Here is a 23,885-nt window from a genome sequence, read left to right as displayed (position 1 = left end):
CGCGGCCCTGCGGCGCCTGCCCCTCAGCCGCGCAACAACTCGGCGACCGTCCCGGGGATCGCCTCCGCCACAGCAGTCGCTGACACGGGGCCGCCCGGGTTGGCCCGATGCGCCGCGCGCCCGTGCACCAGGGCCGCCGCGGCGCCCAATGCGGCCACCAGCGACGGGTCGGCCAGCACGTCGGCGGACCGGCCGGCCAGCATCGCGCCCAGCAGCCCGGCGAGCACGTCCCCGGCGCCGGCCGTCGCGAGCCACGCGGGCGCGTCGGCCTGCGAGTACACCGCGCCGCCCGCCCCCACCACCAGCGTCGTCGGGCCCTTGAGCAGCACCGTCGCCGCGGTGAGCTCATGCGCGCGGCGGGCCCAGCGCAGCGGCTCGGCCTCCACCTGAGCGCGGTCCACATCCTCGCCCTGGGCGCTCAGCAGCGCGGCGAGCTCACCCGCATGCGGCGTCAGCACCACCCACGGGGCCAGCCGGTTCGGCACGAGGCTCAGCGCGCCCGCGTCGACCACCGCGGGCTGCTCCTGGGCCAGCACCGCGGCGAGTGCGGCGTGCACCCGCTCCGCCTGGGCGCTGTCGCCGGGGTCGATGCCCGGCCCGAGGGTCCAGGCCTGCACCCGTCCGTCGCCCGCGACCACCTCGGGGCAGGTGGACAGCACCGTGGCGCTGACCCCCGGCGAGCCCTGGTAGCGCACCATCCCGACCCCGGCGCGGATCGCGGCGCACACCGTGAGCACCGCCGCGCCCGGATAGGCCGGGGTCCCGGCCACGACGCCCAGCACGCCCCGGGAGTACTTATGCGCGTCCGGCGCGGGCGTCGGCCAGAGCGCGGCGACATCCGCCGGCTCGAGGCGCGCGACCACCGGGCGCACCCCGGACAGGTCGAGACCGATGTCCACCACGTCGACCTGGCCCGCGTGCAGGCTGCTCGGCGGCAGCAGCAGCCCTGCCTTCGCCGCGCCGAACGTCACGGTGAGGTCGGCGGGGAGCACCGGCCCCCGGGGGTCGCCATGCTCGGACCGGTCCGCCCGGTCGCCGCGTTCCGCGCGCGGGATCGCGCCGCTGTCCACGTCGATGCCGCTCGGGGTGTCCACCGCAACGACCAGCGGAGCGGCGACCTGCCCGCCCGCCCGCTCATCCGCCAGCAGCTCGTGGAGCAGCGTGAGCACCTCGGCGGCGGGGCCGCGCACCGCCCCGGACGCGCCGATGCCCAGCACCCCGTCGAGGATGACGTCGGCGGCGTAGGCCGTGGCCACGGCCTCGCCCGCCCACACCGGGTCACCCGTCCCGTGATCGCCGGCGCCGCCCTCAGCCACCCGGAGCACCCGGCCCCCGGCCGACCGCAACGCCGCCAGCCCGCCCTCGTGCGCGCGGGCCGCCGTCAGCAGGGCCGTGACCGCCACGCCCCGTCGGGCCAGCAGGGCTCCGGCGTGCAGCGCGTCGCCGCCGTTCGAGCCGGCGCCCGCGATCACCACCACGATCGCGCCACGGACCTGGCCCCGCTGCTCGCGCAGCAGCCCGAGGACGCGCGTGGCGAGCGCGTGCGCCGCGCGGTCCATCAGCGGGAGCCCAGCGGCCAGCAGCGGCTCCTCGGCGGCACGGACGTCGGCGGAGGTGTAAGCGAGGATCACCTGTCCATCATGTCGGCCCCACGGGCGCCGGTCGCGCCGGGTTCACCCGTTAGGTTCAGTCCATGCGATTCGGACTCTTCATCCCGCAGGGCTGGCGACAGGACCTGACAGGCATCGACCCGGTAGACCATTGGGCCGTGATGCACGGCCTCGCGCGGCACGCCGACGAGGGCGACACCTGGGAGTCCGTCTGGGTCTACGACCACTTCCATGCGGTGCCGGAGCCCAACGGCGAGGCGACCCACGAGGCCTGGAGCCTCATCTCCGCGTTCGCCGCGAGCACCCAGCGGGTCCGGCTCGGCCAGATGTGCACGTGCATGTCGTACCGCAACCCGGCCTACCTGGCCAAGGTCGCCGCGACGGCCGACATCATCTCCGGCGGACGGGTGGAGATGGGCATCGGGGCGGGCTGGTACGAGCACGAGTGGCGCGCCTACGGCTACGGGTTCCCGCGCGCCGGGGAGCGGATCGCCGCCCTGGAGGAGGGCGTGGAGATCTTCCAGCAGCTCTGGTCGAAGGGCGTCGCGACGCTGGACGGCGCGCACTACCAGGTGGACGGCGCGCAGCTCTCGCCGCTCCCCCTGCAGGCGGGCGGGCCGCCGCTGTGGATCGCGGGCGGCGGGGAGAAGAAGACCCTGCGGATCGCGGCGCAGCACGCCGCGTACACGAACTTCGACGGCAGCCCGGAGGGCTTCGCGCACAAGTCGGCAGTGCTGGCCGAGCACTGCGCGGCGCTGGGGCGCGACTTCGCCCAGATCACCCGGTCCGCCAACTACAACGTGGTCATCGGCGCGACGCAGGCCGACGTGGACGACCGGCTCGCCTGGATCCACGACCACTACGCGCGCACCGTCCCCGCCAAGGCCGACGAGGTCCTGGAGCAGTTCCGCACCGGGCCGCTGGTCGGCACCCCGGAGCAGATCGTCGACAAGCTGCGCGAGCTGGACGGCCTGGGGCTGGCCTACGCGATCACGTACTTCGCCGAGGCGGCCTACGACCGATCCGGCATCGAGCTGTTCGAGCGCGAGGTCGTGCCGGCCCTGCGCTGACCCGTCGACCGCTCAGCCGAGGTCGCCCTCCGCGACCACCATCGCGGAGGCGATCCCGGCGTCGTGCGAGATCGACAGGTGGAACCGGGACACCCCGAGCGCCTCGGCGCGCGCCGCCACGGTGCCCCGCACCTCCACCTCGGGCGGCCCGCCGACGATCCGGCGCACTGTCGCGTCGTGCCACCGCATCCCGCCGGGCGCGCCGAGCGCCTTGGCGATGGCCTCCTTGGCGGCGAACCGCGCGGCCAGCGAGCTCGCAGGCAGGTCGCGCTCCTCGTCGGTGAACAGCCGGTCGCGGAGTCCTGGCGCACGCTCCAGCGTCGCCATGAACCGGGCCACGTCGACGACGTCGATGCCGACGCCGACGATCATGCCGCGCCCCTCACTCGGGCGATCACTCGACGGTGACGGACTTCGCGAGGTTGCGCGGCTGGTCCACGTCCAGCCCGCGGGCCGTGGCCAGCTCACAGGCGAAGATCTGCAGCGGCACGACCGTCAGCAGCGGCGCGAGCAGCGTCGGCGACTGCGGCACGAAGAACACCTCGTCGGCGAACGGCAGCACCGCGTCGTCGCCGTCCTCCGCGATCACCAGGGTGCGCGCGCCACGGGCCCGGATCTCCTGGATGTTCGAGACGACCTTCGAGTGCAGGGAGTCCCGGCCACGCGGCGAGGGCACCACCACGAACACCGGCTGCCCCTCCTCGACGAGGGCGATCGGCCCATGCTTGAGCTCGCCGGCGGCGAAGCCCTCGGCGTGGATGTAGGCGAGCTCCTTGAGCTTGAGCGCGCCCTCCATCGCCACCGGGAAGCCGACGTGCCGGCCCAGGAACAGCACCGAGGAGGCGTCGGCCATCGACCGGGCGGTCTCGCGCACGTGGTCCGCGCGGTCCAGCACCTGCTGGATCTTGTCCGGCATCTCGCGGAGGTCGTCGAGGATCTCCGCGATCTCGTCGGCGAACTTGTTGCCGCGCAGCTGGGCCAGGTACAGGCCCAGCAGGTAGGCGGCCGTGATCTGCGACAGGAACGCCTTGGTGGACGCGACGGCGATCTCCGGGCCGGCGTGGGTGTAGAGCACGGCATCGGACTCGCGCGGGATCGTCGACCCGTGCGTGTTGACGATGGCGAGCACCTTCGCGCCCTGCTCGCGCGCATGACGGACGGCCATCAGGGTGTCCATCGTCTCGCCGGACTGCGAGATCGCGACGACCAGCGTCTTGGAGTTCACGACGGGGTCGCGGTAGCGGAACTCGTGCGCGAGCTCCACCTCCACCGGTATGCGGCACCAGTGCTCGATCGCGTACTTGGCGACGTGGCCCGCGTAGGCCGCCGTGCCGCAGGCGATCACGACGATCTTGTCGACCGAGCGCAGCACCGACTCGTCGATCCGCAGGTCGTCCAGCACCAGGCGGCCGTTGATGTCCGTGCGGCCCAGCAGCGTGTCCGCGACCGCATGCGGCTGGTCGTGGATCTCCTTGTCCATGAACGAGCGGAACCCGTTCTTCTCGGCGGCTGCCGCGTCCCAGTCGACGGTGAAACGGCGCGGCTCGACGCGGTTCCCGTCGAAGTCGACGACCTCGACAGAGGTCGGCGTGATCGTCACGACCTGGTCCTGGCCGAGCTCGAGGGCCTCCTTGGTGTGCGCGATGAACGCGGCCACGTCGGAGCCGAGGAAGTTCTCGCCCTCGCCGAGGCCCACGACCAGCGGCGAGTCGTGCCGGGCTCCGACAACGGTGTCGGGCGCGCTCGAGTGCACGGCCAGCAGGGTGAACGTGCCGTGCAGGCGGCGCACCACGGACAGCATCGCCGCTGTCAGGTCGCCGAGCTCCTTATGCGCGTCGTGCAGCAGATGCGCCACGACCTCGGTGTCCGTCTCCGACTGGAACTCGGCGCCGTCGGCGAGGAGCGCGGCCTTGAGCTGCACGAAGTTCTCGATGATGCCGTTGTGGATGACCGCGAGCTCGCCCACCACGTGCGGGTGCGCGTTGCCGTCGGTGGGGCCGCCGTGCGTGGCCCAGCGGGTGTGGCCGATCGCGGCGGTGCCGGCGGGGAGTGGCGACGCGTCGAGCACCTCGACGAGGTTCGCGAGCTTGCCCGACTTCTTCGCGACCGACGTCAGGCCGTCCGCGGTGCCGGTGATCGCGATGCCCGCGGAGTCGTAGCCCCGGTACTCCAGTCGTCGCAACCCTTCGAGGACGACCTCGAGGGGGCGCCCGTTGGGCTCCTGGCTGCCGACGTATCCGACGATTCCACACATGGGCGCCAGTCTACGGTGGCGCCAGCCGTGCCCGTTGATCATGCACAATCGGTGCGTGCCATCGAGCCACGACCCTGTGCCGTCGACGCCCTACGTCGATCTCGACCGCGACGCGTGGGCGAAGCTGTCCGAATCGACGCCTCTGCCCCTCACTGACGCTGATGTCGAGCGCCTCGCCGGCCTGGGCGACCCGATCGACCTCGCCGAGGTCGACGCCGTCTACCGTCCGGTGTCGCGGCTGCTCGACCTGTACGTGGGCGCCACGCGCGGGCTGCATGAGGCGTCGAGCACCTTCCTGCGGGAGGACACGGGCAGCACGCCGTTCGTCATCGGCGTCGCGGGATCCGTCGCGGTGGGCAAGTCCACCACCGCGCGCCTGCTGCGCGAGCTCATGGCGCGGTGGCCCGCGACCCCCCGCGTCGAGCTCATCACCACCGACGGGTTCCTCTACCCGAACGCGGAGCTGCGGCGCCGCGGGCTGATGGACCGCAAGGGCTTCCCCGAGTCGTACGACCGCCGCGCGCTGGTGCGCTTCGTGTCCAAGGTCAAGGCCGGGCGCCCCGAGGTCCGTGCTCCCGTGTACGACCACCTGTCCTACGACATCGTGCCGGCAGCCGAGGTGGTGGTCCGCCGCCCCGACGTGCTGATCGTCGAGGGCCTGAACGTGCTGCAGCCCGCCCGCCCGACGTCCGAGGGCACCTCGAACCTCGCGGTGAGCGACTTCTTCGACTTCTCGATCTACGTCGACGCCCGCACCGACGACGTGCGGCAGTGGTACGTCGACCGGTTCCTGTCGCTGCGGGCCACCGCGTTCGCACGCCCCGAGTCCTACTTCCGCCGGTACGCCTCGCTCAGCGACGCCGAGGCCGTGGACACCGCCGAGCACCTGTGGGACACCATCAACGCGCCGAACCTGGTGCAGAACATCCTGCCGACCCGCAGCCGGGCCACGCTGGTGCTGCGCAAGGGCAAGGACCACGCCGTCGAGCGCGTCCGGCTGCGCAAGCTCTGATCCGGCTGCGCACGCCCTGATCTGCTCAGGGCCCGACGAGCAGCACCGGGCCCGCGCCCACGGGCTCGTCCGCGGCCGACCGCGCATACGCCAGCCGCACCGGGTAGTGGGTGACCTCCCCCTCGGCGAGGCTGCCGACCGCCTCGGCCACCTCTGGCTGAATGTCGCCGCAGGCGTCCACCGGCAGCGCAGCGCGGATGGCCTTGCCCATCGCGTCCATCAGCCAGAGCTCCCACGCCGGCGCGGTGTCCGCCGGGCACGCGCCCGCCTCGTCGGCGTGGAGGGACGGCCGGGTGAGCGCGGCGACCAGGCGGGCGAGGTCGCCCTCGAGGCGCCTGACGGTCACGGCGTCCCAGACCCCGGAGACGTCGGTGAGCGTCTCGCCCGCGAGGCACTGCAGCACCGCGGACGGCGTGAAGCCCTCGGGCACGGAGCCGGCGTCCGGCGCGTCCGGGTGAGACGTCGCGGTGGCGGTCGCGTCGAGCGACAGCCCGAGGGTCTGCACGACCTGGGGCGCCAGGCAGTCGGCCCCGACGGCGGGCTCGGCGGGCTCGGGCAATGGGGAGGCCGTCGGCGCGGCGCAGGCGCCGAAGACCAGCACCGATGCCACGGCCGCCCCCACGATGCGGGCGCTCCGGGCTCGGCTGGGCCGGGCCATCGGGCGTGGCGCCGAGATCTCGCGCATGCCACTCGTCGTCCACACTCGCATACGCCCCCCCCCGTCGTCCGCCCCCGGCTGCAGAACCGCCCCGCTCATGACGAGCGGGGACGGCCGCAGGGGACGACGACGGTGTGGTCCCAGCTCCGAGATTAGGCAGCCCGGGCGCCCTCGTCGCCGGTCGAGACCAGATCGTTAGCCTCATCCGGTCGATCGTTGCCGGGGCGTGACCCGCGCGCGGCGGCGGAGCGGGACAGAGTGTCAGGAAGGACGCGAATCAGCGTCCGACCACCGCCGGCGTCCCACCGGTGATCCGCAGCAGCTCCGGATAGCTCGTCGGGAACACCGCATGCGGTGTGCCCGCGGCCGCCCACACCACGTCGAACGCCCCGAGGGCGACGTCGACGAGGGTGCGCAACGGCGTCGGGTGCCCAACGGGGCCGACGCCGCCGATCGGCTGGCCGGTGGCGGCCCGGACCGCGTCCGCGTCGGCGCGCTCGAGCCGGCCGCCCAGCAGGTCCTCCACGAGGGCCGGCTCGACCCGGTGGGCGCCTGACGTCACCACGAGCAGCGGCGCGCCGCTGTGCAAGAAGACCAGCGAGCTCGCGATCGCGCCGACCTCGACGCCGAGGGCCTGCGCCGCGTCGAGCGCCGTGCGCGCCGAGTCCGCGAGCTCCCGCACCTGGCCGTCCACCCCGAGTGCGGTCAGGGTGTGGTGCATGTGCTCCGCGTTGCGGTGCAGGCGTTCCGGCTGGGACGGGACAGGGCGTGACATGTCGGGCATGCCCCTCACCTTACGGATGCCCGCGCCGCCCCACAGCCGGCTCGGCGCCGGCGTCGGCGTCAGGACGCGTCCCGGGTCGGGCCAGCACCATCGGCTGCGCCGAGGGACGCAGCCACCGCCGGAGCATGCGGTCGATGAGCAGGCCCACGACGGCGCCGACGCACACCCCCACCACGACCGCCACGACGGGATGGTCGTGCAGCCAGGCCCCGGCCCCCACGCCGATCGCGACGCCGTAGGCGGCCCAGGTGACACAGGCGAGGGCCGAGAGCGCCATGAAGCGCCGATGCGGGTAGCCCAGCGCGCCGGCGCTCATGTTGACGGCCACGCGCCCGATCGGGATGTACCGCGCCGCGAGGATGAAGGACGAGCCACGGTGTGCGAGCGCGTGCTCGGCCCAGGCCAGTGCCTTGGCGCCCTGCGCGCCGCGGAACAGCCGGAGCCGGTGGACGTCGACCCGGCTGCCGATGAGGTAGGCGATCTGGTCGCCGCTGAAGGCCCCGACCGCGGCCACCAGCCCCAGCAGCCAGAGGTTCGGCGCCCCCTCGGCCGTGGAGATCGCGGCCAGGGCGATCACCACCGACTCGCTCGGCACCGGTGGGAAGAACCCGTCGATCGCGGCGAAGGCGAGCACCCCCGGATAGACCACTACCGAGCTTGCGAGTGCGAGGATCCATTCCTCCAGCACGTGTCATCAGCTCCAGGTGGTCGGCTGCCAGGCAGCATGTGGTGCGCGGTCGTGCTCGACAGCGCACGGGCGGGCAGGCCGGCAGGCGCACGCGCGGGAAGGCTCTGCGGACGACACTACGAAGCCGAGGGCGTCGAGCGATATCGGTTATCCCCCCGAGAGACCCCTGAATCCCCGCGTGCGGGCCCCCTGACGATGATGTCGCGCAGGCCAGGGCGCGGTCGTCCGCCGCGTGGATGAGATGTCCGTGAGAGAGACCCTCCGCAGGGCGGACAACGGCCTCAGACTCTGGGTCCCCCCAGGGGGCCGACGGGACCGATGGGCGACGCCCCGCGGCTCAGTGGCCGCCCTCCTCCGCAGCAGGCTCCTCGCCCTCCCCGGGCGGGTCGAGCTGCACGGTCTCCATGGACGCCGGCATGAGGCGGCGCAGCAGCCAGTCGAGGAACAACCCCAGCACCAGGCCGGTCACGACTCCCACCACCACCGCGACCACGGGGTGGTCGCCCAGCCACCGGCCGGCCCCGATGCCGATCAGCGTGGCGTACACCGCCCAGGCGACCCCGGCCAGCGCCGTGAGGCCCACGAACCTCCGCCGCGGGTATCCCAGCGCGCCAGCGGTCATGTTCACGGCCACCCGGCCGACCGGGATGTAGCGCGCGGCCAGGATGAACGCCGCGCCGCGCCGCGTCAGGGCACGCTCAGCCCAGTCGAGCGAGCGCTTGCCCCGTCCCGTCCGGAACAGGCGCACCCGGTGCACGTCGAGCTTCGAGCCGAGCGTGTAGGCGATCTGATCGCCGGTGAACGCGCCGACGGCGGCGACGCCCGCCATCAGGTACACGTTGGGCTCGCCGCCCGAGGCCCACAACGCCGCCAAGGCGATCACGGCGGACTCGCTGGGGATCGGCGGGAAGAACCCGTCGATGGTCACGAAGGCGTACAACGCGACATACACCCAGGGTGAGCCCACTAGGTGGACGAGCCAGTCCTCCACGCCCCATCAGCCCCCGCTGTCGTGCCCGGGGCGGCGACCCGGACCGTTGGTCCCACAGTAGGTCGCCCGGTGGGCGGAGCGCAGTCAGTCAGCGCGCCGGCGCCGTCCCCAGGTCGAAGCCGAGCGCGCGGGCGGCGGCCACGGGGTGCGGCTCCGCGGCCCAGCTGCCGCCCAGGTCGTCCGTCGCGGCGAGCGAGCGCAGCTCCGCGCGGTCCACGTACAGCGTGCCGCCCAGGTGGTCGGTCTCATGCTGCACGATCCGCGCGGGCCACCCCGAGACGACCTCGTCGAGCGCCCGGCCCGTCTCGTCGGCGCCAGTGAGGTGGATCTGCCGGGGCCGCGCGACGACCGCCTGGTAGCCCTCGACGCTGAGGCAGCCCTCGTAGAACGCGGCGCGCTCCTCGCCGACGGCGGTGTACCGCGGGTTCACCAGCACCCGGAACTCCACAGCGGGACGCTCACGAGCGATCCGCATCTCGTCGTCGATGGCGCCCGGGTCCTCCACGAGGGCCAGCGCGAGCGGCAGGCCGATCTGCGGTGCGGCGAGCCCGACCCCGGGAGCAGCCCGCATGGTCCGGTGCATCAGCGCGATCAGCGCCTCCAGGTCCGCGGAGTCGAGCTGCCCGTCAAACGGCTCCGCGACCATGCGCAGCACCGGGTGCCCGGCCTGCACGATGGGGACGATCCCGGACGGGTGCTCCTGGGCCGCCGCGATCAGCCGCTGCGCGTGCGCGCGGAGCACGTCGGCCGGGATGGCCACAGCGCGGTTAGTCACAACGCGAGCCGTTCCCGGACCACGTCGGCGAGCCGGCCGGCGATGCGCTCGGCGTCGGCCTGGCTCGCGGCCTCGACCATGACCCGCACCAGCGGCTCGGTGCCCGAGGGGCGCAGCAGCACCCGCCCGGTCTCGCCCAGCTCCTCCTGGGCGGAGCGCACGGCGGCGGCCAGCGCCTCGTCGCTGTCGGCGCGCGAGCGGTCGACGCCGGGCACGTTCACCAGGATCTGCGGCAGCCGCTGGACCACCGCGGCGAGCTGCTCGAGCTTCTGCCCGGTGCTCGCCACACGGCCGGCGAGCTGCAGGGCCGTGAGCACGCCGTCCCCCGTGGTGGCATGCGCGGAGAGGATCACGTGGCCCGACTGCTCGCCGCCCAGCGAGTAGCCGCCGGCCCGCATGGCCTCGAGCACGTACCTGTCGCCCACCGACGTCTCGAGCAGGTGGATGCCCTGCGCGGTCATCGCGAGCTTGAGGCCCAGGTTGCTCATGACTGTCGCGACCAGCGTGTCGTGCGCGAGGGTCCCGCGGTCGCGCATCGCCACGGCGAGCACTCCCATGATCTGGTCCCCGTCGACCAGCGCGCCCGCATGGTCGACGGCGAGGCAGCGGTCGGCGTCGCCATCGAAGGCCACACCGAGGTCCGCGCCCGCGGCGATGACCGCGGCCTGCAGCTGCTCGGGGTGCGTGGACCCGCACTGCTCGTTGATGTTGCGGCCGTCGGGCGAGGCGTTGATGACCACGACGTCGGCGCCGGCGGCGCGCAGGGCGGCGGGGCCGACGTCGCTCGCGGCGCCGTTGGCGCAGTCCACAGCGATCCGCAGCCCGGCCAGGCTGACGTCGAGCGTGCTGACCAGGTGCTCCACATAGGAGTCGCCGGCGGCCCCGCTGTCGGTGCGGATGCGGCCGACGTCGGCGCCCACGGGCCGGTCCCAGGGCTCGCGCAGCCGCTGCTCTATGGCGAGCTCGAGCTCGTCGTCGAGCTTGAGGCCGCCGCGTGCCAGGAACTTGATGCCGTTGTCGGGCATCGGGTTGTGGGAGGCCGACAGCACCACGCCCAGGTCGACGTCGAGCGTCGCCGTCAGGTAGGCCACAGCCGGGGTGGGCAGCACGCCGACGTCGATCACGTCGACGCCCGCGCTCGCGAGCCCGGCGGCGACCGCCGCGCTGAGGAACTCGCCTGAGGCCCGGGGGTCGCGGCCGACCACGGCTCGGGCTCGGTGCCCCGCGAAGGCGCCCTGCGCGCCGAGCACATGGGCGGCGGCCACGGCAAGGTCGAGCGCGACCTCTGCCGTCACGTCGCGGTTGGCGAGCCCTCGGACTCCGTCGGTGCCGAACAGTCGGCCCATCAGCAGACCCCTCCATCGTTCACGGGCGGGGCGGTGACCGCCCCGCTGGGCAGACGCCGATGGCCCCGAAGGTCCTGAAGAAGACCGTCGGGGCCATCGGGCCTCGGCTGAGAGATCAGCGCTTGGAGTACTGCGGAGCCTTGCGGGCCTTCTTGAGACCGGCCTTCTTGCGCTCGACGACGCGTGCGTCGCGAGTCAGGAAGCCCGCCTTCTTGAGGGTCGCACGGTTGGCGTCCTCATCGATCGCGTTCAGCGCACGGGCGATGCCCAGGCGCAGCGCGCCGGCCTGGCCGCTCACGCCGCCACCGGTGATGCGGGCGATGACGTCGAAGCGACCCTCGACGTCGACCAGCTTCAGCGGGGAGTTGACGAGCTGCTGGTGCACCTTGTTCGGGAAGTAGTCCTCGAGGGTGCGGCCGTTGATCTTCCACGTGCCGGTGCCGGGCACCAGGCGAACGCGGGCGATCGCCTCCTTGCGGCGGCCCAGGGCGTGCCCCGGGGCCGTGATGCTCTGGCCACGGCCCACGGGGGCCGACGTCTCAGAGGTGTAGCTGGTGGGCGTGTCGTCGCCCTCAAGGTCGATGTCGACCGTGGTCTCGGCCACTAGTGGTGTCCTCGCGTCCTGTGTCGTGCTCGCAGCAGGCCGGGGGCCTACTGAGAAACCTGGCTGATCTCGAAGGGCTTCGGCTGCTGTGCCGCGTGCGGGTGCTCCGACCCGACGTAGACCTTGAGCTTGCTCAGCTGCGCGCGAGAGAGCGAGTTCTTCGGGAGCATCCCGCGAACGGCCTTCTCGATCGCCCGCTCGGGGTGCTTCTCGAGCAGCTCGGTGTACGTCGTCGCACGCAGACCGCCCGGGTAACCCGAGTGACGGTAGGCGAGCTTGTTCTCGCGCTTGTTGCCCGTGAGGGCAATCTTGTCGGCGTTGATGACGATGACGAAGTCGCCGCCGTCGACGTGGGGGGCAAAGGTCGCCTTGTGCTTGCCGCGCAGCAGCGTGGCCACGTGAGTGGCAAGGCGGCCCAGGACGACATCGCTCGCGTCGATGACGTACCAGTTCCGCTCGACGTCGCCGGGCTTCGGGGTGTACGTGCGCACGGTCGTTGGCCTTCGTTTCGTGTAATGAATGTGTCAGAGCGAAGGCCCGCAGGTGGCGGGCCCGCCGTGAGTGCTGATCGGTGGCGTCCCTGGGAACCGGCGAGTGGGAACGCACCGGAGCCGCCGTCTGGGAACGGGGGACGCACAACGACACACAAGAGTAGCCGGACGTCGGTCGAAGGGTCAAAACGCGGTGAGATCCGCAGGTCCCGCCCCACCCTCGGGGCGTCGCCGGGCCCGGCCGGGGGCCGTCCAGGAGTGCAGCGCGCCTGCGGCGGCGGCGACCACTCGGGTGGTGAGATCGTCGAGCGTCGGGGTGCGCAGCGCCCAACTCTGCCAGAAGAGCGGGACGTCGAGGAATCGCCCGGGGGCCAGGTCCACCAGGGACCCGGCGGCCACGTCCCGCGTGACGGCCTGCTCGGGGGCCATCCCCCAGCCGAGGCCGGAGCGCAGCACCTCGACGAATGCCGCCGACTCCGGGACGTGGTGGACGGGCGGCTCGAGCCCCTCGCCGACCATCTCGGCGACGAACCGTCGCTGCAAGGCGTCCACCCGGTCGAACGCGAGCTGCGGGGCGGCCGCGAACGCCTCCCGGGTCAGCCCCGCGGGGAACCGGGCCGCGCGCGCCGCCGGGGACGCGACGGCGAGGTAGCGCATCGACCCGAGCGGCCGGACCCGGCAGCCCTGCACAGCGCGCTCGTCAGCGGTGACCGCCGCCATCACGGCGCCGTCGCGCAGCAGCCGCGCGGAACGGTCCTGGTCGTGGCGGAGCAGGTCGACCAGCACCCCGTCCGGCAGCCCCACGAGCGATGCGGGGAACCATGTGGACAGGGAGTCCGCGTTGACCGCCACCGCGAGGCGGACCATGCCCGAGTGCTCGGCGCCGAGCTCCGCCCGGGCGTCCGCCGCGAGGAGCTCGACCTGGCCGGCGAGCCGGACGAGCACCTCCCCTGCGGGCGTGGCGCGGCACGGGCGCGAGCGCAGCACCAGCACGCGCCCGACCTGCTCCTCGAGGGCCTTGATGCGCTGGCTCACGGCAGAGGGCGTGACGTGCAGCAGCCGCGCGGCGGCGTCGAAGGTGCCCTCGGACACCACGGCCGCGAGGGCGGCGAGCTGCTCTGGCGCGTAGGTCATCATCAGCGATGCTAATGGTTCTACAGAAACATTCGCTAGCCTTCCGGTCCAACGGCTTCTAGCGTCGGTGCCGTGCCCACCCTCCTCACCGGCTTCGTGACCGCCTTGACCCTCATCGCCGCCATCGGCGCCCAGAACGCCTTCGTGCTGCGCCAGGGCATCCGCCGCGAGCACGTCGTGCCCGTGGTCGCCGTGTGCGCGGGAGCCGACCTGCTGCTCATCACCGCGGGCGTCGCCGGGCTCGGCGCCCTCGTCGTCGCGCACCCGGGAGTCCTGACCGCCAGCCGGTACGGCGGCGCCGCGTTCCTCCTCGCCCTCGCGGTCGCCGCCGCCCTGCGCGCGCGGCGGCCGTCCCACCTGGACCCTGCGGCCCAGGGACCGGCGACGCTCGGGGCGGTGCTCGTCACCTGCCTGGCGCTGACCTTCCTCAACCCGCACGTCTACCTCGACACCGTCGTCCTGCTCGGCGCCCTCGCGCAGCAGCACGGGCCCACCGGGAGCTGGGTGTTCGGCGCCGGCGCCGGGCTCGCGAGCATCACGTGGTTCGCGGCGCTCGGCGGCGCCGCGACCCGGCTGCAGCCCGTGTTCGCCCGGCCCCGGGCCTGGCGGATGCTCGACGCCGGGGTCGCCGTCGTGATGACCGTGATCGCCGCCCTGCTCGTCGTCCGCACGCCAGCGATGTGAGGCGCCGGGCGAGTGCCCCCGGGCTCAGCGCACGCGGTCGACGCGGGCCGCGTCCCACACGGGCTCGGGCGTCTCGACGACCTCGCCGTCCGCCCCGAACAGCAGGTAGCGGTCGAAGGTCCGCGTGAACCAGCGGTCGTGGGTCACCGCCATGACGGCGCCCTCGAAGGCCGCGAGGCCGATCTCCAGGGCCTCCGCCGAGTGCAGGTCGAGGTTGTCCGTCGGCTCGTCGAGCAGCAGCAGCGTCGCGCCGCCCAGCTCGAGCAGCAGGATCTGGAACCGCGCCTGCTGCCCGCCTGAGAGCGTGTCGTAGGTCTGCTCCGCCGCAGCGACGAGCTCGTAGCGGTCCAGCGCCTTGCTCGCGGGCTCACGGCCCATGCCCGACCGGTGGCCGTCGCCCCGGTGCAGGATGTCCAGCAGGGTCCGGCCGGCCAGCTCGGGGTGGGTGTGGTTCTGCGCGAACCACCCCGGCCGCACGCGCGAGCCGAGCACCACTCGGCCGGTGTGGGCCACCGGGGCGACCTCCGTCTCGCCCGCGGGCTCATGCTCAGCCCCGGGGTCCGAACCGCCCGCCGCGAGCAGCCGCAGGAAGTGCGACTTGCCCGAGCCGTTCGAGCCCAGCACCGCGACGCGCTCGCCGAACCACACCTCCAGGTCGAACGGGCGCATCAGCCCGGTCAGCTCGAGCCCCTCGGCGACGACAGCGCGCTTCGCCGTCCGCCCCCCGCGCAGCCGCACCCGCACGTCCTGGTCGCGGGCCACCACCTGCGGCGGCCCGGCCTCCTCGAACTTGCGCAGCCGGGTCTGCGCCGCGGAGTAGCGCGAGGCGAGCCCGTCGTTGAACGCCGACTTGGTCTTGAGGGTCAGCACCAGGGTCTTGAGCTTCGCGTGCTCCTCCTCCCAGCGCCGCATGAGCTCCTCGAGCCGGCTGCGCCGGTCGTCGCGGGCCTGCGGGTACGTCGTGAAGGAGCCGCCGTGCACCCAGATGCCCGAGCCGGTCGCCGTCGGCTCCAGGGTCGCCACCTGGGTCGCCGCGCGCGACAGCAGCTCCCGGTCGTGGCTGACGAACAGCACCGACTTGGGCGAGGCCTTCAACTGGGCCTCGAGCCAGCGCTTAGTCGGCACGTCGAGGTAGTTGTCCGGCTCGTCGAGCAGCAGCACCTCCTCCGGGCCCCGCAGCAGCGCCTCGAGCACCAGGCGCTTCTGCTCGCCGCCGGACAGGGTGCGCACCTCGCGGTCCTGGGCCCGGTCGAACGGGATCGACAGCACCGAGTCGGTGACCTGGTCCCAGCCGGCCTCGGCCTCGTAGCCACCCACATCGGCCCAGTCGACCAGCGCCGTCGCGTACCGCATCTGGGCGGGCTCGTCGTCGACCTCCATAATCCCCAGCTCCGCCGCCGCGAGCTCGGCGGCGGCGTCCCGGATCGCGGCCGGGGCCAGTGACGCCAGCAGGTCGCGGATCGAGCGCCCGTCGTCGATGCGCCCCACCATCTGCCGCATGACGCCCAGCCCACCGGTGCGCGCCACCGCGCCGCCATGGGGAGCCTCGCCGCCCGCCACGATGCGCAGCAGTGTCGTCTTGCCGGCTCCGTTCGGGCCGACCAACGCCACCTTCGCGCCGTCGGCGACCCGCAGGTCCACCTCGTCGAGAAGAGGCCGCCCATCGGGCAGGAAATAGCTCACGGCGCTGATGTCGAGGTGTCCCACCCCACCAGTGTCCCCGGGCGGCGACCCTGCCCGCGACCATTTTCCGTCCCCTAGCGGGACGCCGGGCCCGGTGCGAGTGTGGAGGTATGAGTGATGAGACCCCCGCCACCCGCCCGGACCCCGAGACCGTCACCGAGGGCGACAGCGACCAGCTCTCCAAGGAGGACATGCTCGAGGAGCGCGGCGTCGACGACCTCCTCGACGAGGCCTGGTACACCGCGCCCGAGCGCCCGCCGCATCACCGGTTCGGGGTGACGCCGTGGGAGGAGGCGCATGGGGAGACGCTGGACGACCGGCTCGCCGAGGAGGAGCCCGAGGTGTGGGACATCCCCGGCCCCCGCGTGGACCCGTCACGCGAGCCGGGCCGTGCCGGCCGCCTGGTGGAGGACGACCAGGCCGTCCAGGCCGGCGTCAACGACCAGTTCGCCATCGACGAGGGCGTCGCAGGCGGCGCCGCGAGCGCCGAGGAGGCCGCGGTGCACGTGATCGAGGACGTCGAGGAGGCGCCGCCCGGGCCCGCGCCGACCAGCCACGACGAGTCCCAGACGGGCAACGCGCCCTGACGTCGCGGGCCACGGGCGCTGACGTCACCCCGCTCCGGCGCCGCGCCAGCTCCTCAGCCGCAGGGCCCGTCGAGGTCCGCCGCGCTGCGGATCGCCCGGGTCTGCTCGGCGCGCAGGCCGACCTCGGCGTCCGGCGGGTACGTGACCTCCTCGAGGGTCAGCCCGTGGGCCGCCGCCACCGCGCTGCCGGGATCGCGTCGACGCCCCGCGAGGAGCTCAGCGGGCCACGTCACCGGCCTGCGGCCCTCCCCGACGGCGAGCGCGGCGCCCACCAGCGCCCGCACCATCGAGTGGCAGAAGGCGTCAGCCTGCACCCGCGCGACCACGAGGCCCTCGTCGGCTCCCTGAGACGGGCGCGTCCACGACAACGCCTCGAGCGTGCGGATGGTGGTGGCGCCCTCACGGGGTTTGCAGAAGGCCGCGAAGTCGTGCCGGCCGAGCAGCATCCGGCATGCCGCGTCCATCGCGTCGACGTCGAGGGGGCGGCGGTGCCACAGCACCGAGGCCCGGCGCAGCGGGTCGCGCAACGCGGCGTCGTCGCACACGCGGTACGCGTACAGCCTGCGCAGCGCCGAGAACCGCGCGTCGAAGCCCGGCGGCGCCACTGACACCCGGTGCACCACGACATCGGGCGGCAGCACCCCGGTGAGCCGGATCACCAGGGACTCCTCCGCGGTGCGGGACGAGCGCCCGGGCGTCGACGCCCACGCCTCCGCGTCGACGTCCACATGGGCGACCTGCCCCTGCGCGTGCACCCCGGCGTCCGTGCGCCCGGCCACGGTGATCTGCACGGTGGGTTGGCGCAGCACCCGCGCCAGGCCCTCGAGGAGGGCGGCTTCCACGGTCCGCAGGCCGGGCTGCCGTGCCCAGCCCGCGAAGTCGGTGCCGTCATAGGCAAGGTCGAGACGGAGGCGTACGAGGCTCACAGGGAAACGCTAACGCGTCGCGCGGAGGGCGCATGCGGCCCGCTAGCGTGGACGGATGCCCGACACGCAGTCCCCCGACGCCGGTCGCGCCGACTGGACCCTCGCCGTGGACTGCGGCGGCGGCGGGATCAAGGCCTCAGTGCTCGACGCGGCGGGCACCATGCACGCCCCCGCGATCCGCGTCCCGACCCCGTACCCGCTCCCCCCGGAGCGCCTCGTCGAGACCATCGCCGAGATCGCCGCGGCCTTGCCGCCCGCAGGACGCGCCACTGTCGGCATGCCCGGCATGGTCCGGCACGGGGTCATCGTCTCGACCCCGCACTACGTCACCCGATCCGGCCCCCACACGCGCGTCGAGCCGCATCTGGTCGCCGCGTGGTCCGGGCGTGACATCCGCGCCGACCTCGAGGCACGGCTCGGGGTGCCGACCCTCGTGCTCAACGACGCCGAGGTGCATGGCGCCGGCGTGATCTCGGGGACGGGCGTCGAGCTCGTCCTCACGCTCGGCACCGGCCTCGGCTCAGCGCTGTTCGACGGCGGGGTGCTGGCGCCGCATCTGGAGCTCTCCCACGCGCCAGTGCGCTTCGGCGCCACCTACGACGAGTACATCGGCGAGGTGGAGCGGTCCCGGCTCGGCGACGCCCTGTGGTCGCGCCGGGTGCGTCGCGCGATCGACGGCCTGCGGCCGGTGTTCTGGTGGGACAGGCTCTACCTCGGGGGTGGCAATGCCCGGCGGGTCAGCCCGCAGACGCTCGCGCGGCTGGGCGATGACGTCGTCGTCGCGCCGAACCAGGCCGGGATCGTCGGCGGCGTGCGCGCCTGGGCGCTGCGCTCAGGCTGACGGTCACTCGTCGAGCTCGTCGAGCGCCTCCAGCACCACCCGCACGAACCGCGCGGGCCGGGTGAGGCTCACCAGGTGCGTGGCGCCTGGCACCACCACCAACCTGCCGTCCCGGGCGGCTGCGAGGAACCGCCGCTCCTCGCCGCGGAAGTGGTCGTAGCGCCCGTTGACGAACCACACCGGGCACCTCACCTCGTGCAGGTCCGCCACGGGGTGCAGGGTGCCGACCTCCCGCAGCACGTCGTCCATGACGTCCAGCGAGAAGCCCCCGGCCCCGACGTCGGCAGCCGCGGCGGCGGGGAGCCACAGGTCGGTCATCCGCTGGTTGAGCCGCGCGCCATGGTCGGGCAGCCGGCTGATGCCGCGTGCCGTCCAGCGCCACGGCTCGACGAAGACCCGGGCAGGCCGCGTGCAGCACCCCGCGGCCACCAGCCCGGCCACCTGCTCCGGATGGCGCGCGGCATGGGCGATGCCCGTGTACCCGCCGAGCGACAGGCCCACCGCCAGCGCGAGGCCGCCGACGCCATCGACGCCGTCCGCGATCGCCCGCGCCGCGCCGTCCACGGTGAACGCCCCCCCGCGCCGCTCGCCATGGCCCGGCAGGTCCACCGCCACCACGGTGCGCCCGGCACGCTCCAACGCCTCCACCTGCGCGCGCCACATGGTGCGCGAGGTCCGCACGCCATGCACCAGGACGACGGGCAACCCCATGCTCCGACGCTACCCATCGCGCCGCCACGGCGCCCGCGCGGGCAGGTCGCGGCACGACGAAGGCCCGGCCCCGAGTGATCGGGGCCGGGCCTTGCGACGCGGTGAGATCAGGCCTTGTCGGCGCTGTCCTCGGTGGTCTCCTCGGCAGGAGCCTCGGCGGCGGGCGTCTCCTCGACGACCTCCTCGACGCTCTCCTCGGCAACAGGCGCCTCGGCCGCGGGGGCCGACTTCTTCGCGGCCTTCTCGGCCTCGCGGACGACGGCCTGCTTCGGCGAGACGGGCTCGAGGACGAGCTCGATCACGGCCATGGGCGCGTTGTCGCCCTTGCGGTTGCCGATCTTCGTGATGCGGGTGTAGCCACCCTCGCGCTCGGCCATGGCCGGGGCGATCTCCGTGAAGAGCGCGTGCACGACGGACTTGTCGCGGACCGTCGTCAGAACGCGGCGGCGGGACGCGAGGTCACCGCGCTTCGCGATCGTGATGAGGCGCTCGGCGACGGGGCGCAGGCGCTTGGCCTTGGTCTCCGTCGTCGTGATCCGCTTGTGCTCGAACAGCGCCGTGGCCAGGTTGGCCAGGATCAGCCGCTCGTGCGCCGGTCCGCCACCGAGCCGGGGACCCTTGGTGGGCGTAGGCATGGTTGTTACTCCTTGAGTTCCAGTGATGGGCTACGCGCAGGGACCTGAGGCCGTCTGCGCGTTCCCCGGCTTCAGTTGAACTGGTCGTCCTCGACGAACTCGCCCTCGTCGCCCTCGTAGTAGCCGACGGCTGCCGTGGGGTCGAAGTCCAGCGGGCTGTCCTTGAGCGACAGGCCCAGCTCGGCCAGCTTCTCCTTGACCTCCGTGATCGACTTCGCGCCGAAGTTCCGGATGTCGAGGAGGTCTGCCTCGCTGCGCGCGACGAGCTCGCCCACCGAGTGGATGCCCTCACGCTTGAGGCAGTTGTACGAGCGGATCGTGAGCTGGAGGTCCTCGATCGGCAGCGCCAGGTCGGCCGCGAGTGCGGCGTCCGTCGGCGACGGGCCGATCTCGATGCCCTCAGCCTCGACGTTCAGCTCACGGGCCAGGCCGAACAGCTCGACGAGCGTCTTGCCAGCCGAGGCCAGCGCGTCGCGCGGGCTGATGGCCTGCTTCGTCTCGACGTCGACGATGAGCTTGTCGAAGTCCGTGCGCTGCTCGACACGCGTCGCCTCGACCTTGTAGGTCACCTTGAGGACCGGCGAGTAGATCGAGTCGACCGGCACGCGGCCGATCTCGGCGTCGAACGACTTGTTCTGGTTCGCGGAGACGTACCCGCGGCCACGCTCGACCGTGAGCTCGATCTCGAGCTTGCCCTTGTCGTTCAGCGTCGCGATGTGCAGGTCGGGGTTGTGCACCTCGACGCCGGCCGGCGGGACGATGTCCGCGGCCGTCACGACACCCGAACCCTGCTTGCGCAGGTACATCACGACGGGCTCGTCGTTCTCCGAGGAGACGACGAGGTTCTTGATGTTGAGGATGATCTCGGTGACGTCCTCCTTGACGCCCGGCACGGTGGTGAACTCGTGCAGCACGCCGTCGATGCGGATGGACGTGACCGCAGCGCCGGGGATGGAGGAGAGCAGGGTCCGACGCAGCGAGTTGCCGAGCGTGTAGCCGAAGCCAGGCTCGAGCGGCTCGATCGAGAACCGCGAGCGGTTCTCCGAGATGACCTCTTCGGTCAGGGTGGGGCGCTGTGCGATGAGCACGGTGGGTTCCTCTCAGCGAGCGTCCGCCATATGACGCTCTGCAGTACTGCGTGCCTGCCGGGTCTCGGTCCACCCGGTCAGGCGAGGCGGCCCGGATCCGGACGCGGGAAGCCCCGCGTCCGGATCCGGATCACCTGACGATCAGACGCGGCGACGCTTCGGCGGGCGGCAGCCGTTGTGCGCCTGGGGCGTGACGTCCTGGATCGAGCCGACCTCGAGGCCGGTCGCCTGCAGCGAGCGGATCGCGGTCTCACGGCCCGAGCCGGGGCCCTTGACGAAGACGTCGACCTTCTTCATGCCGTGCTCCTGCGCACGACGCGCGGCAGCCTCAGCAGCGAGCTGCGCGGCGAACGGGGTCGACTTGCGTGAGCCCTTGAAGCCGACCTGGCCGGACGAGGCCCAGGCGATGACGGCGCCGGTCGGGTCCGTGATGGACACGATGGTGTTGTTGAACGTGCTCTTGATGTGCGCCTGGCCGTGGGAGACGTTCTTCTTCTCCTTGCGGCGCGGCTTGCGCACGGCGGTACGAGTCTTGGGAGGCATGTGCTTGTTCTCTCCGAGTTTCCAGGTGTGAGGTCGGTGTGACCGACGCGTGGGCCGCGGCGCGTGACGCGCCTGCTCAGCCCGGCGTCAGTGCTACTTCCGGCCGGCCTTCTTCTTGCCGGCGACGGTGCGCTTCGGGCCCTTGCGGGTGCGGGCGTTGGTCTTGGTGCGCTGACCGCGCACCGGGAGGCCGCGGCGGTGCCGCAGGCCCTCGTAGCAACCGATCTCGACCTTGCGGCGGATGTCCGCGGCAACCTCGCGCCGGAGGTCGCCCTCAAGCTTGTAGTTGCCCTCGAGGTAGTCGCGCAGCGCGACGAGCTCGGCGTCGCCGAGGTCCTTCACGCGGACGTCCGGGCTGATGCCCGTCGCGGCGAGCGTCTGCTGGGCGCGGGTACGGCCGACGCCGTAGATGTAGGTGAGCGCGATCTCGAGCCGCTTCTCGCGGGGGAGGTCGACGCCGACAAGACGTGCCATGTGCCTGGTGGCTCCTGTGGTGCCTCGGAGGTCTGCCGCACTGCCCTCCCGCATTCTGCGGGCCCCGGCCTCCGAGCCGAGGGTTCGCCGGGCCGTCCCTGTCGGGCGGCGCCGGAGTGGCGGTGCGCTTGCTGGTCCCCGCCGGAGGCGGTGGACCGGGTGGTGCTGCTCGGGTGCGCCCCGAGCGTCAGGGCATCAGCCCTGGCGCTGCTTGTGGCGCAGGTTCTCGCAGATCACCTGAACGCGACCGTGCCGGCGAATCACCTTGCACTTGTCGCAGATCTTCTTGACGCTGGGCTTGACCTTCATGGCGTGCTTCCTCCGCCGCCGCTGCACCCTTGCGGGCCGGCGGCGTGTTCGAGTGGCGGTTACTTGTAGCGGTAGACGATCCGGCCGCGGGACAGGTCGTACGGGCTCAGCTCGACGACGACCCGGTCCTCGGGGAGGATCCGGATGTAGTGCTGTCGCATCTTGCCCGAGATGTGGGCGAGAACCCGGTGGCCGTTGGCCAGCTCCACGCGGAACATCGCGTTCGGCAAGGCCTCGACAACGCTGCCTTCGATCTCGATGACACCGTCCTTCTTTGCCATATCCTCCGCTATCTCTCTGAATGGTGACGAGCCGCCCACTCACACCCGCCCTGGCCGAGCGCTCTCGCGCGCGATCAGATCCGCGTGTTCGTGGATTGGTGCCGGCAGCCCGCAAGAGGGCGCACACACCCGACGGACCATCCTACGGCATGTGGGACGCGGAAGAAACCGCGGCCACCGTGGGCGCCCGGCATCGGGAGCCCTCCCCCTAGTGTCCCCTGTGCACGGCGACGCCGCACAGGCGCAGGTCCTGTGCGGCGTCACTTTCGTGCGCGCGACCCCTCGGCGGGTGGGGCCGCTGGTTGTCAGGCGTCCTCGCGGGCCGCCCGACGGCGGTAGAACACCAGGCCGGCACCGGCCAGCAGCAGCACCGCGGCGGCGCCGAGCACCGGGCCGACAGTCGAGCCAGTCGCGGCGAGCACGCTGCCGCCACCGGACGGCGCCGCCAGCACCTCAGAGGTGTACGTCGGGGACGGCGACGGCGTGGCCGCGAGCACCTCGGAGGAGGGCGACACCGACGGCGTCGGCGTCGGCTCGGTCGTCGGAGCGACCGACGCGGACGGGGTGGGCGCCGGCGTCTCGCACTCGGCCAGCTCGTCGGCGGTCAGGTCACGCATCTCGCGAACCGTCGAAGTCTCCGGGGTCTTCTTCACCCATGCGCCGTCGACCAGCTCGAACGACGTCGTCGTGATCGTCTGAATGCGCTCGACCTTCACGTCGCCGCAGGCCCACTCGCCCTCGACCCAGTCACCCACGTCGACCAGGTCGGCAGGCTTCGGCGGAGCCGTCGGCTCGGGGGTGGTCGGAGTCGGCGCGGGAGTCGTCGGCGCAGGAGTCGTCGGCTCGGGCGTCGTCGGCTTCGGGCTGGGCGTCACTGTCGGCGTCGGGGTAGGAGTCGACGTGGCGCACTCAGGAACAGTGAGGAACGCGCCGAGCTCTGAGTGCTTGTCCTCCTTGACCGGAGGCCACCCCAGCACGCCGATATCCGCCTTGCGGTCGACGATGGGCGGCAGGATCGACTGCGGGCCCCACACCTTGTCCTGCTGGACGCCCCAGCCGGCTCCGCAGACGCCCTCGGGCAGCTGGCTCGCGTCGAGCTCGGTCTTCCAGGACCAACCGTTCCACGTGGCCACGAGCACCTGGCGGCCGCTGTTCCACCAGCCTGCGGGCTGGTTGACGTCGTCCTTCGGGTACACGTACAGGCCCGTCGAGCGGAGATTGAGCTTGCAGCCATCCGCCAGCACGTCCGCGCCAGAGACGCCGTTGAACGTGGTCGTGAGGTTCTTCGCAACCGACTTGCCGCCGGGAACGATGTCCCAGGCGCCCGTCTTGTCCTTGGCCTTGACCTTCTCCACCGTCCAGGTGAAGTCGCCCACGACCGCACCGTCCTTGCCGGAGGGCGGCGTCTGGTCCTTGGGGGCCGTGGCGGAGCGGCAGATCGTGATCTTGTCGCCCGAGCCGCCACCCCCGTGGCCATTGCCGCCCTTGTCGCCCGCTCCGCCGGTGGCCGACGCGGAGGTTCCCGCCGCCACAGCGAGCACCCCGACGAGGCCCCACGCAGCCATCGTGCGCACCGCGCGCAGGCCGACGGCCTTCCGATCGTGACCGGTCCCGACCGGCGTCATGCTCCTGCGCATCATGCTCCATCCACTGCTTCGGCGACGTGCTGGCGAGGGCTGACGGACCCCGCCGACTGGACACGGGAC

Annotated in this window: 27 protein-coding genes; 5 read left to right on the top strand and 22 right to left on the bottom strand. The window is 72.9% G+C overall.

Features of this window, described 5'->3' with window-relative positions; all coding sequences use genetic code 11:
- Nucleotides 1–23 precede the first annotated feature (23 nt).
- Complete coding sequence (locus tag BN3788_RS03030) at nucleotides 24–1,631, bottom strand: bifunctional ADP-dependent NAD(P)H-hydrate dehydratase/NAD(P)H-hydrate epimerase (RefSeq protein ID WP_066582377.1); 1,608 nt, start codon at nucleotides 1,629–1,631, stop codon at nucleotides 24–26.
- A 62-nt stretch (nucleotides 1,632–1,693) separates the two neighbouring features.
- Between BN3788_RS03030 and BN3788_RS03025 the strand changes: the two genes are divergently transcribed.
- Complete coding sequence (locus BN3788_RS03025) at nucleotides 1,694–2,680, top strand: LLM class F420-dependent oxidoreductase (protein ID WP_066582376.1); 987 nt, start codon at nucleotides 1,694–1,696, stop codon at nucleotides 2,678–2,680.
- Between the two features lie 12 nt (nucleotides 2,681–2,692).
- Here the strand turns inward: BN3788_RS03025 and BN3788_RS03020 are convergent, their stop codons facing one another.
- Together BN3788_RS03020 and glmS are read right to left on the bottom strand one after the other, a co-directional pair.
- Nucleotides 2,693–3,052 (bottom strand): holo-ACP synthase, encoded by a 360-nt coding sequence (locus BN3788_RS03020; RefSeq protein ID WP_066582375.1) that lies wholly within the window; start codon nucleotides 3,050–3,052, stop codon nucleotides 2,693–2,695.
- Between the two features lie 22 nt (nucleotides 3,053–3,074).
- Nucleotides 3,075–4,934 carry a glutamine--fructose-6-phosphate transaminase (isomerizing) gene (glmS, locus tag BN3788_RS03015; protein ID WP_066582374.1) on the bottom strand — a complete coding sequence of 620 codons (1,860 nt, stop codon included), beginning with the start codon at nucleotides 4,932–4,934 and terminating at the stop codon, nucleotides 3,075–3,077.
- 40 nt (nucleotides 4,935–4,974) lie between these two features.
- Between glmS and coaA the strand changes: the two genes are divergently transcribed.
- A complete protein-coding gene (gene coaA / locus BN3788_RS03010) occupies nucleotides 4,975–5,946 on the top strand; it encodes a type I pantothenate kinase (protein WP_066582373.1) in 972 nt (323 codons plus the stop codon).
- Between the two features lie 25 nt (nucleotides 5,947–5,971).
- Here the strand turns inward: coaA and BN3788_RS03005 are convergent, their stop codons facing one another.
- The 9 genes from BN3788_RS03005 to BN3788_RS02965 form a co-directional block, all read right to left on the bottom strand.
- The gene (locus BN3788_RS03005; protein ID WP_066582372.1) at nucleotides 5,972–6,631 is read right to left on the bottom strand and encodes a hypothetical protein; all 660 of its coding nucleotides are present in this window, start codon (nucleotides 6,629–6,631) and stop codon (nucleotides 5,972–5,974) included.
- 250 nt (nucleotides 6,632–6,881) lie between these two features.
- Entirely contained in the window at nucleotides 6,882–7,388 is a 507-nt protein-coding gene (locus BN3788_RS03000; protein ID WP_082812524.1) for a YbaK/EbsC family protein, read from the bottom strand.
- A gap of 10 nt (nucleotides 7,389–7,398) precedes the next feature.
- Nucleotides 7,399–8,076 (bottom strand): DedA family protein, encoded by a 678-nt coding sequence (locus BN3788_RS02995; protein ID WP_066582371.1) that lies wholly within the window; start codon nucleotides 8,074–8,076, stop codon nucleotides 7,399–7,401.
- Nucleotides 8,077–8,413: 337 nt separating this feature from the next.
- Nucleotides 8,414–9,028, bottom strand: a complete 615-nt coding sequence (locus tag BN3788_RS02990) for a DedA family protein (protein WP_234346453.1) — start codon at nucleotides 9,026–9,028, stop codon at nucleotides 8,414–8,416.
- Between the two features lie 127 nt (nucleotides 9,029–9,155).
- Nucleotides 9,156–9,842: a peptide deformylase gene (locus tag BN3788_RS02985; protein WP_082812523.1), complete on the bottom strand. Its 687-nt coding sequence runs from the start codon at nucleotides 9,840–9,842 to the stop codon at nucleotides 9,156–9,158.
- Entirely contained in the window at nucleotides 9,839–11,188 is a 1,350-nt protein-coding gene (gene glmM, locus BN3788_RS02980) for a phosphoglucosamine mutase (protein ID WP_066582368.1), read from the bottom strand. Before glmM ends, BN3788_RS02985 begins: the two co-directional genes overlap by 4 nt.
- 115 nt (nucleotides 11,189–11,303) lie before the next feature.
- Entirely contained in the window at nucleotides 11,304–11,792 is a 489-nt protein-coding gene (gene rpsI / locus BN3788_RS02975) for a 30S ribosomal protein S9 (RefSeq protein ID WP_066582367.1), read from the bottom strand.
- 47 nt (nucleotides 11,793–11,839) lie between these two features.
- Nucleotides 11,840–12,283 (bottom strand): 50S ribosomal protein L13, encoded by a 444-nt coding sequence (rplM, locus tag BN3788_RS02970; RefSeq protein ID WP_066582366.1) that lies wholly within the window; start codon nucleotides 12,281–12,283, stop codon nucleotides 11,840–11,842.
- A gap of 183 nt (nucleotides 12,284–12,466) precedes the next feature.
- On the bottom strand, nucleotides 12,467–13,417 hold the full coding sequence (locus tag BN3788_RS02965) for a LysR family transcriptional regulator ArgP (protein ID WP_066582485.1): 951 nt from the start codon (nucleotides 13,415–13,417) through the stop codon (nucleotides 12,467–12,469).
- A gap of 72 nt (nucleotides 13,418–13,489) precedes the next feature.
- Here BN3788_RS02965 and BN3788_RS02960 point away from each other — a divergent pair, with 72 nt between their 5' ends.
- Nucleotides 13,490–14,101: a LysE/ArgO family amino acid transporter gene (locus BN3788_RS02960; RefSeq protein WP_066582365.1), complete on the top strand. Its 612-nt coding sequence runs from the start codon at nucleotides 13,490–13,492 to the stop codon at nucleotides 14,099–14,101.
- A gap of 24 nt (nucleotides 14,102–14,125) precedes the next feature.
- Here the strand turns inward: BN3788_RS02960 and BN3788_RS02955 are convergent, their stop codons facing one another.
- The gene (locus tag BN3788_RS02955; protein WP_066582364.1) at nucleotides 14,126–15,808 is read right to left on the bottom strand and encodes an ABC-F family ATP-binding cassette domain-containing protein; all 1,683 of its coding nucleotides are present in this window, start codon (nucleotides 15,806–15,808) and stop codon (nucleotides 14,126–14,128) included.
- A gap of 86 nt (nucleotides 15,809–15,894) precedes the next feature.
- Here BN3788_RS02955 and BN3788_RS02950 point away from each other — a divergent pair, with 86 nt between their 5' ends.
- Nucleotides 15,895–16,371 carry a DUF5709 domain-containing protein gene (locus BN3788_RS02950; protein WP_066582363.1) on the top strand — a complete coding sequence of 159 codons (477 nt, stop codon included), beginning with the start codon at nucleotides 15,895–15,897 and terminating at the stop codon, nucleotides 16,369–16,371.
- A gap of 53 nt (nucleotides 16,372–16,424) precedes the next feature.
- Here the strand turns inward: BN3788_RS02950 and truA are convergent, their stop codons facing one another.
- The gene (gene truA / locus BN3788_RS02945) at nucleotides 16,425–17,297 is read right to left on the bottom strand and encodes a tRNA pseudouridine(38-40) synthase TruA (protein WP_066582362.1); all 873 of its coding nucleotides are present in this window, start codon (nucleotides 17,295–17,297) and stop codon (nucleotides 16,425–16,427) included.
- A gap of 55 nt (nucleotides 17,298–17,352) precedes the next feature.
- On the opposite strand from truA, the gene BN3788_RS02940 reads away from it, so the two are divergent.
- Complete coding sequence (locus tag BN3788_RS02940) at nucleotides 17,353–18,138, top strand: ROK family protein (RefSeq protein ID WP_066582361.1); 786 nt, start codon at nucleotides 17,353–17,355, stop codon at nucleotides 18,136–18,138.
- 3 nt (nucleotides 18,139–18,141) lie between these two features.
- On the opposite strand, the gene BN3788_RS02935 is transcribed toward BN3788_RS02940, so the two are convergent.
- From BN3788_RS02935 to BN3788_RS19605, 8 genes are all read right to left on the bottom strand, one after another.
- On the bottom strand, nucleotides 18,142–18,849 hold the full coding sequence (locus BN3788_RS02935) for an alpha/beta fold hydrolase (protein WP_066582360.1): 708 nt from the start codon (nucleotides 18,847–18,849) through the stop codon (nucleotides 18,142–18,144).
- Between the two features lie 107 nt (nucleotides 18,850–18,956).
- Nucleotides 18,957–19,484: a 50S ribosomal protein L17 gene (rplQ, locus tag BN3788_RS02930; protein ID WP_066582359.1), complete on the bottom strand. Its 528-nt coding sequence runs from the start codon at nucleotides 19,482–19,484 to the stop codon at nucleotides 18,957–18,959.
- Nucleotides 19,485–19,555: 71 nt separating this feature from the next.
- The gene (locus tag BN3788_RS02925; RefSeq protein ID WP_066582358.1) at nucleotides 19,556–20,572 is read right to left on the bottom strand and encodes a DNA-directed RNA polymerase subunit alpha; all 1,017 of its coding nucleotides are present in this window, start codon (nucleotides 20,570–20,572) and stop codon (nucleotides 19,556–19,558) included.
- 141 nt (nucleotides 20,573–20,713) lie between these two features.
- The gene (rpsK, locus tag BN3788_RS02920) at nucleotides 20,714–21,115 is read right to left on the bottom strand and encodes a 30S ribosomal protein S11 (RefSeq protein WP_066582357.1); all 402 of its coding nucleotides are present in this window, start codon (nucleotides 21,113–21,115) and stop codon (nucleotides 20,714–20,716) included.
- A 93-nt stretch (nucleotides 21,116–21,208) separates the two neighbouring features.
- Nucleotides 21,209–21,589 (bottom strand): 30S ribosomal protein S13, encoded by a 381-nt coding sequence (gene rpsM, locus BN3788_RS02915; protein WP_066582356.1) that lies wholly within the window; start codon nucleotides 21,587–21,589, stop codon nucleotides 21,209–21,211.
- A gap of 195 nt (nucleotides 21,590–21,784) precedes the next feature.
- Nucleotides 21,785–21,898: a 50S ribosomal protein L36 gene (gene rpmJ / locus BN3788_RS02910; RefSeq protein ID WP_013117849.1), complete on the bottom strand. Its 114-nt coding sequence runs from the start codon at nucleotides 21,896–21,898 to the stop codon at nucleotides 21,785–21,787.
- A gap of 59 nt (nucleotides 21,899–21,957) precedes the next feature.
- Nucleotides 21,958–22,179 (bottom strand): translation initiation factor IF-1, encoded by a 222-nt coding sequence (infA, locus tag BN3788_RS02905; RefSeq protein ID WP_024286981.1) that lies wholly within the window; start codon nucleotides 22,177–22,179, stop codon nucleotides 21,958–21,960.
- Nucleotides 22,180–22,484: 305 nt separating this feature from the next.
- Nucleotides 22,485–23,819 carry an LPXTG cell wall anchor domain-containing protein gene (locus BN3788_RS19605; protein ID WP_147525036.1) on the bottom strand — a complete coding sequence of 445 codons (1,335 nt, stop codon included), beginning with the start codon at nucleotides 23,817–23,819 and terminating at the stop codon, nucleotides 22,485–22,487.
- Between the last annotated feature and the right edge of the window lie 66 nt (nucleotides 23,820–23,885).

It is taken from the genome of Cellulomonas timonensis (assembly GCF_900046455.1).
Lineage (GTDB): Bacteria > Actinomycetota > Actinomycetes > Actinomycetales > Cellulomonadaceae > Cellulomonas_A > Cellulomonas_A timonensis.
This window is presented reverse-complemented; position numbering and strand designations above follow the sequence as displayed.